This is a genomic window from Pseudomonas sp. ASL7 (assembly GCF_056680375.1).
Genome location: NZ_CM155279.1, coordinates 4,320,148 through 4,336,589 on the forward strand (window position 1 = coordinate 4,320,148; position 16,442 = coordinate 4,336,589).

Consider the following 16,442-nt stretch of genomic DNA (forward strand, 5'->3'; position numbering starts at 1 on the left):
CCCACAGGGGTATGTCTCAGCTATAGACACGGCCAAGGAGCTGCCGATGGCTTTCAAACTGATCGAGCACATCTCGGGTGATCTGGTCCTGAGTGAAGCCCATCAAGTCGTAGTCCTGGCTGCCGTTGTGCAAGTACACCTCGGCGCGGTAGTAGCGTGCGCGGGGTTCATCAACACTTTCAGCCGACACCGTTTCGCTCGCCGCGGCCAGATAACCATCCAGGCTCACTTCGTAGACAAAAGGGTTGCCCTCTTCCCTGTCGATCCGCACGCCCATGCAACGCTTCGATTTACCCAGCAACGTTTGCACGTCCAGACCCTGGGCACGCAATTGCGCCGCCGCCGCTTCCAGCGCCGGGCTGACTTGCTTGTCCATAAATCGCTGAACAATCGACTGATTCGGCTGCAGGTCCAATTGAGTCAAACGCTCGCTGAAACCACGACGACCGCGCGCGGCCAACTCCGCCTGCTCCTGTTCGATCTGCACGTCCTGGCGCATGGCCTTGTGCAAGCCGAACATGAAGAACACCAGCACCACCGAGAATGGCAGGCCCGCCAGTACCACCATGGTTTGCATGGCTTCGAAGTTACCGGCGAACAGCAGGCCGATGGTGACCAGCGTGATCACCGCCGACCAGAAGATCCGCAGCCAATGCGGGGCATCTTCGTCGACGTTACCGCCCTTGCACGAAAGGTTGGCCATCATCACCGCGCCAGAGTCCGCCGGGGTCAGGAACAGCACGAAACCGACAAAGATCGACACGCCGATCACCACTTTCGACGCCGGGTAATGCTCAAGCAATTGGTAGATCGCCATGGACGGCTGTTCGAGTGCCGTCTTCCCAAGCTCCACCGCCCCATGGTTCATCACCAGGTCCAGCGCCGAGTTACCGAAGATCGACAGCCACGCCAGGGTGAAGCCCAGTGGAATCAGCAGCACACCGGCGACCAGTTCACGCACGGTACGACCACGGGAAATACGCGCGATGAACATGCCCACGAATGGCGCCCAGGAAATCCACCAGGCCCAGTAGAACAGAGTCCACAGGCCCAGCCAGCGGTCGGACTTCTCACTGTCGCCTTCGTACACATAGAGGTCGAACGTCTTCAGCACCACGCCATTGAGGTAGTCACCGACGTTCTGCACAAAGCCGTTGAGCAGGTGCAACGTCGGGCCGAACAGCAGCACGAATATCAACAGGCCGCTGAACAACACGATGTTCAGGTTGGACAGACGGCGAATGCCGTTTTCCACGCCAGACACGGCAGCGATGGTCGCCACCGTGCTCATCACGATAATCACGATCAGCAGGTTGGTGTTGCTGTGTTGCATACCGAACAGGTTTTCCAGCCCGGAAGACACTTGCAGCGAACCAATCCCCAGGTTCGTTACCAGCCCCAGCAGGGTCACGAACATGCCGAAGCCGTCCACCGCATGACCCGCCGCGCCTTTGACCCAACGCTCGCCGACCAGCGGATACAGCGCCGAGCGCAACGCCAGCGGCTGGTTGTGACGGTAGGCAAAATAAGCAACGGCCAGGCCGACCAGTGCGTAGATCGCCCAGCCATGCAGGCCCCAGTGCAGGAATGTCAGCTGCACCGCCTGACGCGCGGCCATGTTGCTGGCCGAGACGCCTTCCGGCGGATTGAAGTAATGGTCCAGCGGCTCGGAAGCACCGAAGTACAGCAGCGAGATGCCGATACCCGACGAGAACAGCATCCCCGCCCAGGCGCCGTAGCTGAAGTCCGGGGTATCGTCCTTGCTGCCCAGTTTGAGCTTGCCGTAGGACGAAAACGCCAGGCCGACCACGAAGACAAGGTAAGCGGCGATCACCACCATGTAGTACCAGCCGAAGCTGCGGGACAACCAGGCCTGGGCAATTCCGAGCAATCTGCCAGCCTCTTGCGGGGCAATGATCAGAATGGCGGTCAGCAACAGAATCAGCGCGGTAGAGGTGTAGAACACCCAACCGTTGACCGTCACCTTATCGGGTGGGGTCTTTATAAGAGAGGCAGAACTCATGGCACAGAGGCTCCGGGCAGTGCGGGAGAAGAACACAAGGCAAGGCATTACCCGACCAATCGGTTAGTGGGCAGCCGACCGGTGGGTGATATAAAGACACCCCGAAAAAAGCCCGAATCCCCAGGGACGCCAGCGCGTATGGGCTTCGAGCCGTTTCAGATGTCGGTTTATCGTCATTTACACGTAGGAAAACACTGTAAACAGCGACGATTTGTCGCAGATCTTATTCTTTGTTTATTGAACGTTCAATCAAAACAAAATAGACTGGCCTTCAACCCGGTAGCCGTTTGACGTCTGCCGGTAGGCCTAAGGAGATGTGCAAGATGCCCAAGGTCGGTATGCAACCCATCCGCCGCCAGCAGTTGATCGAAGCCACATTGCAGGCCGTTGATCAGGTCGGAATGGGGGACGCCAGCATTGCGCTGATCGCCCGTTTGGCCGGTGTCTCGAATGGCATCATCAGTCACTATTTTCAGGACAAGAACGGCCTGATCGCTGCTACGGCGCAGTACCTGATGAGTGTCCTCAGCGAGAACGTCACCGCACGCCGTCAGGCGCTGGAGGACAACAGCCCAAGGGCCCACCTCCAGGTGATTATCGAAGGCAACTTCGACGCCAGCCAGGTCAATGGCCCGGCAATGAAAACCTGGTTGGCCTTCTGGGCCACCAGCATGCATCACCCGTCTTTGCACAGGTTGCAGCGGATCAACGATCACCGTCTGTATTCCAACCTGTGCTGCCAGTTCCGCCGCGTATTGCCGCTTGATCAAGCGCGCAGTGCAGCCCGGGGCCTGGCAGCCCTCATCGACGGTTTGTGGTTGCGCGGCGCGTTGTCGGGAGATGCTTTCGACACCGAGCAAGCGCACCGGATCGCTTACGAATACATGGATTTCCAACTGGCCAAGCAGGTGAGTTAGAGCACACATAACCGCTCAACCCCTGAACCGCCACTGACCAGCGCGCCCAAGCGACACGGCACGCCCAGTGGTTACCGCCAACCCACTTATGCTCTTGCGAGGACTATATGGCCCGTTTCGAACTGCAAAAACTCTACATCGATGGCGGCTACAGCGACGCCAGCAGCGACGCCACCTTCGAAGCCATCAACCCGGCTAACGGTGAAGTCCTCGCAACAGTACAGCGTGCGTCCAAGGACGACGTCGAGCGCGCGGTGGTCAGCGCCGAAAAGGGCCAGAAAATCTGGGCGGCAATGACGGCCATGGAGCGTTCGCGCATCCTGCGTCGTGCCGTGGACATCCTGCGCGAGCGCAATGATGAACTGGCCGCCCTGGAAACCCTGGACACCGGCAAGGCGTACTCCGAAACCCGCTACGTTGACATCGTCACCGGCGCTGACGTGCTGGAATACTACGCAGGCCTGATTCCCGCCATCGAAGGCGAACAGATCCCGCTGCGCACCACGTCGTTCGTCTACACCCGTCGCGAGCCGCTGGGCATCGTGGCCGGTATCGGCGCGTGGAACTACCCGATCCAGATCGCCCTGTGGAAATCCGCACCCGCCCTGGCGGCCGGTAACGCGATGATCTTCAAACCAAGCGAAGTCACGTCCCTGACCACGCTGAAACTGGCCGAGATCTACACCGAAGCCGGCGTTCCGGCGGGCGTGTTCAACGTACTGACCGGCAGCGGCCGTGAAGTCGGCACCTGGCTGACCGAGCACCCACGCATCGAAAAAGTCTCCTTTACCGGCGGCACCGATACCGGCAAGAAGGTCATGGCCAGCGCGTCCGCCTCGTCGCTGAAAGATGTGACCATGGAACTGGGCGGCAAATCCCCGCTGATCATTTTCGACGACGCCGACCTCGATCGCGCCGCCGACACCGCGATGATGGCCAACTTCTACAGCTCCGGCCAGGTCTGCACCAACGGCACTCGCGTGTTCATCCCGAGCCACCTGAAAGCCGCGTTCGAAGCCAAGATCGTTGAGCGCGTTGCGCGCATCCGCATCGGCAACCCGGAAGACGAAAACACCAACTTCGGCCCGCTGGTCAGCTTTGCCCACATGGAAAGCGTGCTGGGTTACATCGCCAAAGGCAAGGAAGAAGGCGCTCGCGTGCTGTGCGGCGGTAAACGCCTGACCGACGGCGAGTTCGCCAAAGGCGCGTTCGTGGCACCGACCGTGTTCACCGACTGCACCGACGAGATGACCATCGTCCGCGAAGAAATCTTCGGCCCGGTCATGAGCATCCTGACCTACGAAACCGAAGACGAAGTGATCCGTCGTGCCAACGACACCGACTTTGGTCTGGCCGCAGGCGTCGTCACCAAGGACCTGAACCGCGCTCACCGCGTGATTCATCAACTGGAAGCCGGTATCTGCTGGATCAACGCCTGGGGCGAGTCCGACGCCAAGATGCCGGTCGGCGGCTACAAGCAGTCGGGCGTGGGTCGTGAGAACGGCATCAGCTCGCTGAACAACTTCACACGCATCAAATCGGTACAGGTCGAACTGGGCGATTACGCCTCGGTTTTCTAAGCCTCGGCTGTTAATCCCCCGTAGCAGCTGCCGAGGCACGAGGCTGCGTTGCGTGTCCGCAGGACCGCCCTCAGGGGGTCGCTGCGCGACCCAACGCAGCCTCGTGCCTCGGCAGCTGCTACAGGTGACCTGACCAACTTCAAAGAGGGTGCATTCAATGTCCCAAGTATTCGATTACATCATCATCGGTGCCGGCTCGGCCGGTAACACCCTGGCGACCCGTCTGACTGAAGATGAAGGCGTCACCGTCCTGCTGCTCGAAGCCGGCGGCCCGGACTACCGTTTCGACTTCCGCACACAAATGCCGGCCGCCCTGGCGTTCCCGCTGCAAGGTCGTCGCTACAACTGGGCGTACGAAACCGATCCAGAACCACACATGGACGGTCGCCGGATGGAATGCGGTCGCGGCAAAGGCCTGGGTGGCTCTTCGCTGATCAACGGCATGTGCTACATCCGTGGCAATGCGATGGACTACGACAACTGGGCCAAACTGCCGGGTCTTGAAGACTGGGACTACCTGAACTGCCTGCCCTATTTCCGCAAAGCCGAAACCCGTGACATCGGCCCGAACGACTACCACGGTGGCGACGGTCCGGTCAGCGTGACCACGCCCAAAGCCGGCAACAACCCACTGTTCCACGCCATGGTTGAAGCCGGCGTACAGGCCGGTTACCCCGCTACCTCCGACCTCAACGGTTATCAACAAGAAGGCTTCGGCCCGATGGACCGTACCGTTACGCCGAAGGGCCGTCGCGCCAGTACCGCTCGCGGTTACCTGGACGTCGCCAAGAAGCGCTCGACCCTGACCATCGTCACCCACGCCCTGACCGACAAGATCCTGTTCGAAGGCAAGCGTGCGGTCGGCGTGCGTTACCTGATCGGCGCCGCTGAAGAGCGCGTTGAAGTCCGTGCGCGCAAAGAAGTACTGCTGTGCTCCGGTGCCATCGCTTCGCCGCAGATTTTGCAACGCTCCGGTGTCGGCCCTGCCGAACTGCTGAACAAGCTCGACATCCCGGTGGTCCACGACCTGCCAGGCGTCGGTGAAAACCTGCAGGACCACCTTGAGCTGTACCTGCAATACGCCTGCACCCAACCGGTCTCGCTGTACCCGTCGCTGCTCTTGCACAACCAGCCGGCCATCGGTGCCGAGTGGCTGTTCAATGGCACCGGTATCGGCGCCAGCAACCAGTTCGAAGCCGGCGGCTTCATCCGTACCCGCCCGGAATTCGAATGGCCGAACATTCAGTACCACTTCCTACCGGTTGCCATTAATTACAACGGCAGCAACGGTGTGAAAGAACACGGCTTCCAGGCGCACATGGGTTCCATGCGTTCGCCGAGTCGCGGTCGCATCCAGGCCAAGTCGAAGGACCCGCGGGAGTACCCGAGCATCCTGTTCAACTACATGGCCACCGAACAGGACTGGCAGGAGTTCCGTGACGGCATTCGCCTGACCCGTGAAATCATGCAACAGCCTGCACTGGATGCCTTCCGTGGCCGTGAAATCAGCCCGGGCATTGACGTGCAAACCGATGAGCAACTGGACAAGTTCATCCGCGAACACGCCGAAACCGCGTTCCACCCGTCCTGCTCCTGCAAGATGGGCACCGACGAAATGGCCGTGGTCGATGCCGAAGGCCGTGTACATGGCCTGCAAGCCCTGCGCGTCGTCGATGCGTCGATCATGCCGATCATCACCACCGGCAACCTGAATGCCCCAACGATCATGATCGCCGAGAAAATCGCCGACAAGATCCGTGGTCGCAAGCCATTGCCGCGCAGCAAGGCCGCCTACTACGTGGCCGGTGATGCACCGGTGCGTGGCAAGCCGTTGCGGGATGTGAGCGCTACTGCTCAGTAAGCCGTAACACCGCGTCACGGCCAATCGCGAGCAAGCTCGCTCCCACAGGTTTTGGGTTGGATTGCAGATGTGTGATCTACCCGCCCCATGTGGGAGCGAGCTTGCTCGCGATGGGGCCCGACCAGACAACACACCTCCAGTATTCACTCACCGCACCGTTCCACGCTTGATCCTTCCCCCCGCACAAGCCTAATCTAGCGCCACGCAAACGTTTCACCTCCCCATTCGCAACACCGCTGCACCCCCCACTCCATTCCAAGGAGGTTCCCGAATGTTCGATTTCCACCCCCAGCTCAAGCAGCGTTTTGCTGCCTTGCGCACGGGCGCTGAATTCTTTTCGCTGCGTTATGTGCGCGAGTCCGGCCAGTACCTGTCGGTGCGCAAGAATGTGGCCGAACCTCCGAGTTTCAACCGTGACGAAGGCGCCATGCTGACCGTTCGAGTCAACGGCGTCGAAGCCTACGCCGCGACCAGCGACCTGTCTGCGCACGGCTTGCAAGCCGCCCTCGAGCGTGCCGAACACCAAGCCCGACGGCTCAAACCCCACGCCTTGCTCGACCTGCGCGACCACGCCGTGACCAGCGACCGCGCCGACTACTTTTCACCGCACATCGACCAGCCCTTCCCATCCCTGAGCGACTGCTACCAACTGCTCGGTGCCGAGTCCGCCGCGGTGCCCAAAGACGAGCGACTGGTGAACTGGCAAGTCAGCATCGGCATCACTCACGTTGAGCAAATCTACCTCAACAGTGCCGGTGCCGAGTTGCGCCAGGCCCAACGTTTCGTCTACCCGAGCCTGGAAGTCACCGCCTACGACGGCAGCGACAGCCAGACCCGCACTCTGGGCCGCGAGAACTTCGGCCAGCAGGGTGGCTTTGATGTGATCAGCCGCTGCGGCCTGGTCGGCGCTGGTCCGAAAATCGCCGATCAGGCGCTGCAATTGTTGTTGGCGCCGAACACCCCGCAAGGGCCGCGCGACCTGCTGCTGATGCCCGATCAGATGATGCTGCAGATCCACGAATCCATCGGTCACCCGCTGGAGCTGGACCGCATCCTCGGCGACGAACGCAATTACGCCGGCACCAGTTTCGTCAAAGCCGACGATTTCGGCAGCCTGCAATACGGCTCCAAACTCCTCAACGTGACGTTCGACCCGGACATTCCCGAACAGCTTGCCAGCTACGGTCACGACGACGACGGCACCGCTGCGAGCAAGCAATTCCTGATTCGCGAAGGTTTGTTGCTGCGCCCACTGGGCGGTGCTCTGTCGCAATTCCGTACCGGCATGGATGGCGTCGCCAACAGCCGCGCCTGCGGCTGGAACCGTCCGCCAATCGACCGCATGGCCAACCTCAACATCGAGCCCGGCGATCAGCCGCTGGAGCAACTGATCGGCAACATCGAGCATGGAATCATGATGTCGACCAACCGCTCATGGTCCATCGACGATGCGCGCAACAAATTCCAGTTCGGTTGCGAATGGGCTCAGTTGATCGAAAACGGCGAGTTCAAAGGCGTGGTGAAGAACCCCAACTACCGGGCGATTTCCGCGCAGTTCTGGAAAAGCCTCAGCGCCGTTGGTGATGCCAGTACCGTCAAGGTCCTGGGCACACCGAACTGCGGCAAGGGAGAACCGAATCAGGTGATTCGCGTCGGCCACGCGTCGCCAGCCTGCGTGTTCAGCAACGTTGATGTGTTTGGGGGAGACGCCTGATGAGTACGTCGAAAAGTCAGGCCGATGCGTTCAAGGCCTTGGTCAACGGGTTGCGCGACGCGATTCGCGAACCGGAACAGTTCACCCTCAGCTACGCCGCCGAATCGTCGGCCTTCGTGCGATTCAATCACGCCAAGGTTCGCCAGGCCGGTCAGGTACAACAGGCAAGCATCGGTTTGAAACTGATCAACGATGGCCGTCATGCCGACCTCAACATCACGCTGGCAGGCGACCCTGAAGTTGACCTTCAGCGGCTGGCCGAAGGCCTGCAACAGTTGCGTGAAACCCTGCCACTGCTGCCGCAGGATCCGTACTTGTTGCTCAACTACAACGGCTGGCAGAGCAAGAACGTGCAGGAACATCCGTTGCCGGACACCGAGCAGGTGATCGCTGAAATCAGCCAGGCCGCTGAAGGGCTGGACCTGGTGGGTTTCTACGCCGCAGGCCCGATCAGTCGCGGCTTCGCCAGTTCTTCGGGCGCGTTCGGCTGGCACCAGGCGAACAGCTTCAACTTCGACTTCAGTCTGTTTCATGAAAACGGCCAGGCGGTGAAATCCAGCTACGCCGGGCACGACTGGAGCAGCGACGGGTTTGCCAAGCGCTTCGCGCAGGCACGCGAGCAGCTGGCGTTTCTAGGTAGACCGCAACGCACCCTGGCGCCGGGTCAATACCGCGCCTATCTGGCGCCGGCAGCCCTGGGCGAAATCATGGACATGCTGGGCTGGGGCGGTTTCTCGGCGCAGTCGATTGCCAGCAAAAACAGTCCGCTGCAGAAGCTCTACGCAGGTGACAGCTCGTTCAGCCCATTGGTCTCGCTGGATGAAAAAGTCAGTGGATCGTTAAGCCCGGCGTTTTCCGGTGAAGGTTATCCACGCAGTGATTTGGGGCTGATTGTGGGCGGTAAAGCGGGCGCGCAAATGGTCAGCTCGCGCAGCGCTGCCGAATACGGTCTGACGGCCAACGGTGCCAGTGGGGGTGAAATGCCAAGCGCATTGAACATGGCGGCCGGCACCTTGCCCGATGCAGCGATTCTCAAGCAGCTGGGCACCGGTTTGTACATCAGCAATCTGTGGTACCTGAACTACTCGGACCAACCGGCCGCACGCCTGACCGGCATGACGCGGTTTGCGACCTTCTGGGTCGAGAATGGCGAGATCCAGGCGCCGGTGAGCACCATGCGCTTTGATGACAGTGCCTACAGTTTGCTGGGTTCGCAGTTGGAGGCGTTGACCGAAGAACGCGAGTTGCTGTTGTCGGCCAGTACCTACAGTCAGCGAGCGACGGCCTCGGCGTTGTTGCCGGGTGCGCTGGTCAGCAAACTGACTTTAACGCTGTAAATACGCATATCCCTGTAGGAGCGAGCTTGCTCGCGATGAATGTGAAGGCGGCGCATTTTTCCAGGCAGCACGCGTCATCGTTCACGTCCATCGCGAGCAAGCTCGCTCCTACAGCGATCGGTGAAATGCCCACACTGACAAGGGGTCCCATGCCCAACCGCCCGTCTCTCGACGCTCTCACCGCCCGCTGGGTGCCGTGGGTCGTTGCCATTGCCTTCTTCATGCAGTCCCTCGACGGGACGATCCTCAACACCGCGCTGCCGGCCATGGCCAGTGACCTGGCGGAAGACCCGTTGCGCATGCAGGGCGTGATCATCGCCTACATGCTCACCGTCGCGTTGCTGATTCCGGCCTCGGGCTGGATCGCTGACCGTTTCGGCACCAAGAAAATCTTCTTCGGCGCGATTCTGCTGTTCAGCATCGGCTCGCTGCTCTGTTCGTTGTCGAACACACTCAGCCTGCTGATCGGCGCTCGTGTGATTCAAGGTCTGGGCGGCGCGCTGATGCTGCCGGTCGGTCGACTCGTGGTGCTGCGCGCTTACCCGCGCTCGGAACTGGTGCGAATCATGGGCTTCATCACCATTCCCGGTCTGCTCGGCCCCTTGATCGGCCCGACCATGGGCGGCTGGATGGTGCAATACCTGACCTGGCACTGGATCTTCCTGATCAACCTGCCGGTAGGCGCCATCGGGTGCTACGCCGTATGGAAGTTCATCCCCGACCTGCGCGGCAGTGAACGCACGCGCTTCGACAGCCTGGGTTTTCTGATGTTTGGCGCAGCGATGGTGCTGATCACCATCGCCATGGAAGGCCTCGGGGAACTGCACCTGCCGCACTTGCGGGTGATGTTGTTGCTGTTCGGCGGCATGGCGTGTCTGGCGGCATATTGGTTGCGGGCCGGGCACATCGAAAATCCGCTGTTCGCACCCTCCCTGTTCAAGACCCGAACCTTTGCCGTGGGTATCCTCGGCAACTTGTTCGCCCGTTTGGGCAGCGGCGCGTTGCCGTTCCTCGTGCCATTGCTGCTGCAAGTGGCGCTGGGTTATTCACCGTCCCAGGCAGGGATGAGCATGCTGCCCCTGGCCGCCGCAGCGATGGTCGCCAAGTCCATCGCGCGACCGTTGATCGAGCGACTGGGCTACCGAATCGTGCTGACCGGCAATACGCTGGCGCTGGGACTGATGCTGGCGAGCATGGGCCTGGTCAGCGAGCACACGCCGTACTGGTTGCTGTTGGTGATGCTGTCGATTCTGGGGGCGATCAACTCCTTGCAGTTCACGGCGATGAACACCGTAACGCTGATCGATCTCGACGACGCCAGCGCCAGCAGCGGCAACAGCCTGCTGTCGGTGGTCGCGCAATTGTCCCTGAGCCTCGGCGTTGCCTGCGCCGGCGCCTTGCTCGGCGGCTTTACCGCCGAGATCGGAAATGATGGCGTGGACACGGTTTTGGGCGCGTTCCAACTGACCTTCGTCACCGTCGGCATCATGGCGATGCTGGCCGCGACGATCTTTTCCCAGCTTTCCCCCACGGATGGCCGACGGACGGTCAGCCGCGAGCACGATATAGAACACTGACTTGTAGCAGCTGCCGAGGCACGAGGCTGCGTTGCGTGTCCGCAGGACCGCCCTCGGGGGCCGCTTCGCAGCCCAACGCAGCCTCGTGCCTCGGCAGCTGCTACGACTTCTCGTCTGGAAACTACGGGCGAATGGCCATGGGGCTGGTACACTGCGCGACATTTTGTTTTGCAGGCCAGTCCCGTGACCACCATCGCCACCGCTTTTAATACTTTGCCGCTGTCCGCCGCCATGCTGGCTAACCTCGACTCTTTGGGTTATGCCGAGATGACGCCGATCCAGGCGCAAAGCTTGCCGGTGATCCTCAAGGGGATGGACCTGATCGCCCAGGCCAAGACCGGCAGCGGCAAGACCGCGGCCTTCGGTATCGGCCTGCTGAACCCGATCAATCCGCGCTTCTTCGGTTGCCAGGCACTGGTCATTTGCCCGACTCGCGAACTGGCTGACCAGGTTGCCAAGGAAATCCGTCGCCTGGCCCGCGCCGAAGACAACATCAAGGTCCTGACCCTGTGCGGCGGCGTGTCGTTCGGCCCGCAAATCGGCTCGCTGGAGCACGGCGCACACATCATCGTTGGCACCCCCGGCCGGATTCAGCAGCACCTGCGCAAAGGTTCGCTGGTGCTCCACGGCCTGAATACCCTGATCCTCGACGAAGCCGACCGTATGCTCGACATGGGTTTCTACGATTCCATCGAAGAAATCATCGCCCAGTGCCCGGAGCGCCGCCAGACCCTGCTGTTCTCGGCCACGTACCCGGTGGGCATCAAGCAGTTGGCATCGAAATTCATGCGCAACCCGCAGCAGGTGAAGGCCGAGGCGTTCCACGACGACACGCAGATCGAGCAGCGTTTCTACGAGATCTCCCCGGAAGAGCGCATGGACGCCGTGGTCAAAGTCCTCGCGCATCACCGTCCGGCCTCCTGCGTCGCGTTCTGCTTCACCAAGCAGCAGGTCCAGGAAACTGTCGATCACCTGACCGCCAAAGGCATCTCCGCCGTCGGCCTGCACGGCGATCTGGAACAGCGTGACCGCGACCAGGTGCTGGCCATGTTCGCCAACCGCAGTACATCGGTACTGGTTGCCACCGACGTCGCCGCGCGCGGTCTGGACATCGATGCGCTGGACATGGTGATCAACGTCGAACTGGCCCGTGATTCGGAAATCCACATTCACCGCGTTGGCCGTACCGGCCGTGCCGGTGAGAAAGGGATCGCGATCAGCCTGGTCGCCCCCTCCGAAGCGCACCGCGCCCAAGCCATCGAGCAACTGCAGAATTCGCCGTTGAGCTGGGATCAGCTGGACAACCTCAAGTCCCAGGGCGGCGCACCGCTGCTGCCGGCGATGAGCACGCTGGTCATCGGTGCTGGCCGTAAAGACAAGGTGCGTCCGGGCGACATTCTGGGTGCTTTGACGGGCGATGCCGGCATTCCGGGCGCTCAGGTCGGCAAGATCGCGATTTTCGACTTCCAGGCCTATGTGGCTGTTGAACGCGGGATCGCCAAGCAAGCCTTGCAGCGCCTGAACGACGGCAAGATCAAAGGCCGTTCGTTGCGCGTTCGTATCCTGTAAGAACACCACCGCCCCTGTAGGAGCGAGCTTGCTCGCGAAAAACCTGAGCTCACCGCGTTGAGCCAGGTTACCCGCATTATCGTTAACGTCCTTCGCGAGCAAGCTCGCTCCTACAGGGACCGCAACTGTTCTGAGATTTGTGTGAGGACACCGTTTTGCGCTCTACCGAAGTCGTGATCATTGGCGCTGGCGCCGCAGGTTTGATGTGTGCGCTGACCGCCGCCGGGCGCGGGCGCAAAGTGATATTGCTCGACCATGCGAACAAGGCCGGCAAGAAAATCCTGATGTCGGGCGGTGGTCGCTGCAACTTCACCAACATGTACACCGAACCGGGCAATTTTCTCTCGCGCAACGAGCACTTCTGCAAATCCGCACTGGCTCGCTATACCCAGTGGGATTTCATCGGCATGGTCGCCAAACACGGCGTGCCGTACCACGAAAAAAAACTCGGGCAGTTGTTCTGCGATAACAAATCCAGCGACATCCTTGAGATGCTGCTCAACGAGTGCGATCAGGTGGGCGTGAGCCTGCACCTGGACACCTCGATCCAGACCATCGAGAAGCTCGAGAGCGGTTATCTACTGGACACCACGCTGGGCCAGATCACCTGTGAATCGCTGGTCATCGCCACCGGCGGCCTGTCGATTCCAACCTTGGGCGCCACCGGTTTCGGTTATCAGGTTGCCAGGCAGTTCGGCCATGATCTGCTGCCGACACGAGCCGGGCTGGTGCCATTCACCATCACCGATCAGCTCAAGGAGCTTTGCACCGAGCTGTCCGGTACGTCGGTAGATTGTCTGGTGAGCTGCAACGATCAGAGCTTTCGCGAGAACATTCTCTTCACTCATCGCGGCCTCAGTGGCCCGGCGATTTTGCAGATTTCTTCGTTCTGGGAGTCCGGCGACACGGTCGAGATCAACTTGATGCCGGACCACGACGTGCCGAGCTGGCTGCAACAGCAGCAAGCCGAACGTCCGAACAGTGAGTTGAAAACCCTGTTGGGGGAAATCTTCACCAAGAAGATGGCCAACTTGCTGGCGGATAACTGGTTCGCTTCCAAACCGATGAAGCAATACACCCACGGGGAAATTGCCGACATCGCCGAAAAACTGGCGAGCTGGAAAGTCGTACCGGCCGGCACCGAAGGCTACCGCACCGCAGAAGTGACCCTGGGCGGCGTCGACACTAACGAGGTGTCATCCAAGACCATGGAATCACTGAAAAGCCCTGGCCTGTATTTCATCGGCGAAGTGCTCGACGTCACCGGACACCTGGGTGGCTTCAACTTCCAGTGGGCCTGGGCCTCCGGCTACGCCGCCGCGCAGTACGTCTAACGAAACGCAAAACAAACTGTGGGAGCGAGCTTGCTCGCGATGAGGCCAACACATCCAACCTCTACGTTGAATGTAGGACCGCTATCGCGAGCAAGCTCGCTCCCACAGGTCTTTTGGCTGGCCACCTCAACACAGCTCCCCAGTTGGTTATGTGTTGATCTATAAGGAACAGATTTTGCTGTCAGATGTGATCGGCGCCATTGCGTCGACGTCATTACTGGCTCAATTTAGCGTCATTGCCTCGGAAGGCCTTCACACTTCATGCCATCGACTCCGTTTCGTCAGTCTCTGCGCCGCCTTTGGGCGCTGGATAAATTCAGCTACAGCGTGCGGGTGTTCATCGCCCTGACCGGCACCATGGCGGTCTGTTGGTATCAGGATGAAATGGGGTTGTTGATCCCGTTGTTCCTCGGGATCATTGCCAGCGCCCTGGCTGAAACCGACGACAGTTGGCAGGGCCGCCTCAATGCGCTGGCCGTGACGCTGGTGTGCTTCAGCGTCGCCGCGCTCTCGGTCGAATTGCTCTTCCCCTACCCCGTGATCTTTATTATCGCCCTGGCCTTGGCCAGTTTTGGCCTGACCATGCTCGGCGCCCTCGGCGAGCGCTATGGCGCGATTGCTTCGGCAACGTTGATTCTGTCGGTCTACACCGTGATCGGCGTGGACCAGCGCGGTGGCGCGGTGACCGATTTCTGGCATGAGCCCGTGCTGCTGGTGGCCGGTGCGGCCTGGTACGGTTTGCTCTCGGTGGTGTGGCAAGCGCTGTTTTCCAACCAGCCGGTGCAGCAGAGCCTGGCGCGCCTGTTCCGCGAGCTGGGTTATTACTTGAAATTGAAATCGTCGCTGTTCGAGCCTATCCGACAGATAGACGTAGAGTCGCGCCGCCTGGAACTGGCCCAGCAGAACGGCCGGGTGGTCGCCGCACTGAACGCGGCCAAGGAAATCATCCTGCACCGGGTCGGCAACGGTCGGCCAGGCTCGAAAGTCAGCCGCTACCTGAAGCTGTACTTCCTCGCCCAGGACATCCACGAGCGCGCCAGTTCCTCGCACTACCCTTACAACGCGCTGGCCGAGGCGTTCTTCCACAGCGACGTGCTGTTCCGCTGCCAGCGCCTGCTGCGTCAGCAAGGCAAGGCCTGCCGCGCGCTGGCCGAATCGATTCAGATGCGCCAGCCATTCATCTATGACGCGAGCTTCGCCGAAGCATTGAGCGATCTGCACGCCTCCCTCGAACACCTGCGCATTCAGAGCAACCCGGCCTGGCGCGGCTTGCTCCGGTCATTGCGAGCACTGGCCGCCAACCTTGGCACACTCGACCACTTGCTCAGCGACGCCAGTAACCCCGACACCCTGGCCGATGCCACCGACAGCAGTTTGCTCGACCGCTCTCCGCGCAACCTCAAGGATGTCTGGATACGCCTGCGCACCCAATTGACGCCAACGTCATTGCTGTTCCGACATGCCCTGCGCTTGCCCATGGCCTTGAGCATCGGCTATGGGATGGTGCATTTGATCCACCCGTCCCAGGGTTACTGGATCGTCCTCACCACCCTGTTCGTCTGCCAACCGAACTACGGTGCCACGCGACGCAAACTCGGCCAGCGCATCGTCGGTACCGCCATCGGCCTGACCGCGGCCTGGGCGCTGTTCGATCTGTTCCCGAACCCGGTGATCCAGTCATGCTTCGCGATTGCCGCCGGTGTTGTGTTCTTTATCAACCGCACCACGCGCTACACCCTGGCCACGGCCGCGATCACCCTGATGATACTGTTCTGCTTCAACCAGGTAGGTGACGGATACGGGCTGTTCCTGCCACGGCTGCTCGATACCTTGCTGGGCAGTCTGATCGCGGGGCTGGCAGTGTTCTTCTTCCTGCCGGACTGGCAGGGCCGTCGTCTGAACAAAGTGCTGGCCAACACCCTGACCTGCAACAGCATCTACCTGCGCCAAATCATGCAGCAATACGCCATCGGCAAAAGCGACGACCTGGCCTATCGCCTTGCCCGGCGCAACGCCCATAACGCCGACGCCGCGCTGTCGACGACGCTGGCCAACATGCTGATGGAGCCGGGGCACTTCCGTAAGGAAGCAGACGTCGGATTCCGTTTCCTGGTGCTGTCGCATACGTTACTCAGCTACTTGTCAGGCCTGGGCGCACATCGGGAAACCCAGCTGCCGCCGGACGTGCGCGAGCACTTGATCGACGGTGCCGGAGCAAAACTGGCCACCAGCATCGACGAAATCGCCCAAGGACTGGCGAGCAAACTGCCGATTGCGATTCAGAGCGACGAGGAAGAGGCACTGGCCAATGCGCTGGAACAGATGCCGGATGAAATCGATGAAGGCCAACGGTTGGTGCAGACGCAGTTGGCGTTGATCTGCCGGCAGTTGGGGCCGTTACGGACATTGGCGGCGCATCTCATTAAAGACACCAGCGAAACCTGAGAGGTGTGTTGTCTGGGCAGGCCTCATCGCGAGCAAGCTCGCTCCCACAGTGGATCTCCGGTGTACCAACGATCAGTGTGGGAGC

At 60.8% G+C, this 16,442-nt stretch carries 10 protein-coding genes; 9 read left to right on the forward strand and 1 reads right to left on the reverse strand.

Going from position 1 to position 16,442, the window contains the following annotated elements; all coding sequences use genetic code 11:
- Nucleotides 1-16: 16 nt before the first annotated feature.
- A complete protein-coding gene (locus AC1MDT_RS20005; RefSeq protein ID WP_480422832.1) occupies nucleotides 17-1,966 on the reverse strand; it encodes a BCCT family transporter in 1,950 nt (649 codons plus the stop codon).
- Nucleotides 1,967-2,346: 380 nt separating this feature from the next.
- Between AC1MDT_RS20005 and betI the strand changes: the two genes are divergently transcribed.
- From betI to yccS, 9 genes are all read left to right on the forward strand, one after another.
- On the forward strand, nucleotides 2,347-2,940 hold the full coding sequence (gene betI, locus AC1MDT_RS20010) for a transcriptional regulator BetI (RefSeq protein ID WP_480418616.1): 594 nt from the start codon (nucleotides 2,347-2,349) through the stop codon (nucleotides 2,938-2,940).
- A 107-nt stretch (nucleotides 2,941-3,047) separates the two neighbouring features.
- The gene (betB, locus tag AC1MDT_RS20015; RefSeq protein WP_480418617.1) at nucleotides 3,048-4,520 is read left to right on the forward strand and encodes a betaine-aldehyde dehydrogenase; all 1,473 of its coding nucleotides are present in this window, start codon (nucleotides 3,048-3,050) and stop codon (nucleotides 4,518-4,520) included.
- Nucleotides 4,521-4,677: 157 nt separating this feature from the next.
- A complete protein-coding gene (betA, locus tag AC1MDT_RS20020; RefSeq protein ID WP_480418618.1) occupies nucleotides 4,678-6,381 on the forward strand; it encodes a choline dehydrogenase in 1,704 nt (567 codons plus the stop codon).
- 271 nt (nucleotides 6,382-6,652) lie between these two features.
- Nucleotides 6,653-8,095, forward strand: a complete 1,443-nt coding sequence (locus AC1MDT_RS20025; RefSeq protein WP_480418619.1) for a TldD/PmbA family protein — start codon at nucleotides 6,653-6,655, stop codon at nucleotides 8,093-8,095.
- Nucleotides 8,095-9,432, forward strand: coding sequence for a TldD/PmbA family protein (locus AC1MDT_RS20030; RefSeq protein WP_480418620.1), 1,338 nt, complete (start codon nucleotides 8,095-8,097; stop codon nucleotides 9,430-9,432). Before AC1MDT_RS20025 ends, AC1MDT_RS20030 begins: the two co-directional genes overlap by 1 nt.
- Nucleotides 9,433-9,581: 149 nt before the next feature.
- Nucleotides 9,582-11,009, forward strand: coding sequence for a multidrug transporter subunit MdtD (gene mdtD / locus AC1MDT_RS20035; protein ID WP_480418621.1), 1,428 nt, complete (start codon nucleotides 9,582-9,584; stop codon nucleotides 11,007-11,009).
- 231 nt (nucleotides 11,010-11,240) lie between these two features.
- Nucleotides 11,241-12,578, forward strand: coding sequence for an ATP-dependent RNA helicase DbpA (dbpA, locus tag AC1MDT_RS20040; protein WP_480422833.1), 1,338 nt, complete (start codon nucleotides 11,241-11,243; stop codon nucleotides 12,576-12,578).
- A 155-nt stretch (nucleotides 12,579-12,733) separates the two neighbouring features.
- Entirely contained in the window at nucleotides 12,734-13,912 is a 1,179-nt protein-coding gene (locus AC1MDT_RS20045) for a BaiN/RdsA family NAD(P)/FAD-dependent oxidoreductase (RefSeq protein WP_480418622.1), read from the forward strand.
- A gap of 261 nt (nucleotides 13,913-14,173) precedes the next feature.
- Complete coding sequence (gene yccS, locus AC1MDT_RS20050; RefSeq protein ID WP_480418623.1) at nucleotides 14,174-16,357, forward strand: YccS family putative transporter; 2,184 nt, start codon at nucleotides 14,174-14,176, stop codon at nucleotides 16,355-16,357.
- The last annotated feature ends 85 nt before the right edge of the window (nucleotides 16,358-16,442 follow it).

What these genes read in the sequence shown, in the direction of transcription:
- yccS (WP_480418623.1), top strand. Translation starts at nt 14,174, where the DNA reads ATGCCATCGACTCCGTTTCGTCAGTCTCTGCGCCGCCTTTGGGCGCTG.
- dbpA (WP_480422833.1), top strand. Translation starts at nt 11,241, where the DNA reads ATGCTGGCTAACCTCGACTCTTTGGGTTATGCCGAGATGACGCCGATC.
- betB (WP_480418617.1), top strand. Translation starts at nt 3,048, where the DNA reads ATGGCCCGTTTCGAACTGCAAAAACTCTACATCGATGGCGGCTACAGC.
- AC1MDT_RS20030 (WP_480418620.1), top strand. Translation starts at nt 8,095, where the DNA reads ATGAGTACGTCGAAAAGTCAGGCCGATGCGTTCAAGGCCTTGGTCAAC.
- betA (WP_480418618.1), top strand. Translation starts at nt 4,678, where the DNA reads ATGTCCCAAGTATTCGATTACATCATCATCGGTGCCGGCTCGGCCGGT.
- AC1MDT_RS20025 (WP_480418619.1), top strand. Translation starts at nt 6,653, where the DNA reads ATGTTCGATTTCCACCCCCAGCTCAAGCAGCGTTTTGCTGCCTTGCGC.
- mdtD (WP_480418621.1), top strand. Translation starts at nt 9,582, where the DNA reads ATGCCCAACCGCCCGTCTCTCGACGCTCTCACCGCCCGCTGGGTGCCG.
- betI (WP_480418616.1), top strand. Translation starts at nt 2,347, where the DNA reads ATGCCCAAGGTCGGTATGCAACCCATCCGCCGCCAGCAGTTGATCGAA.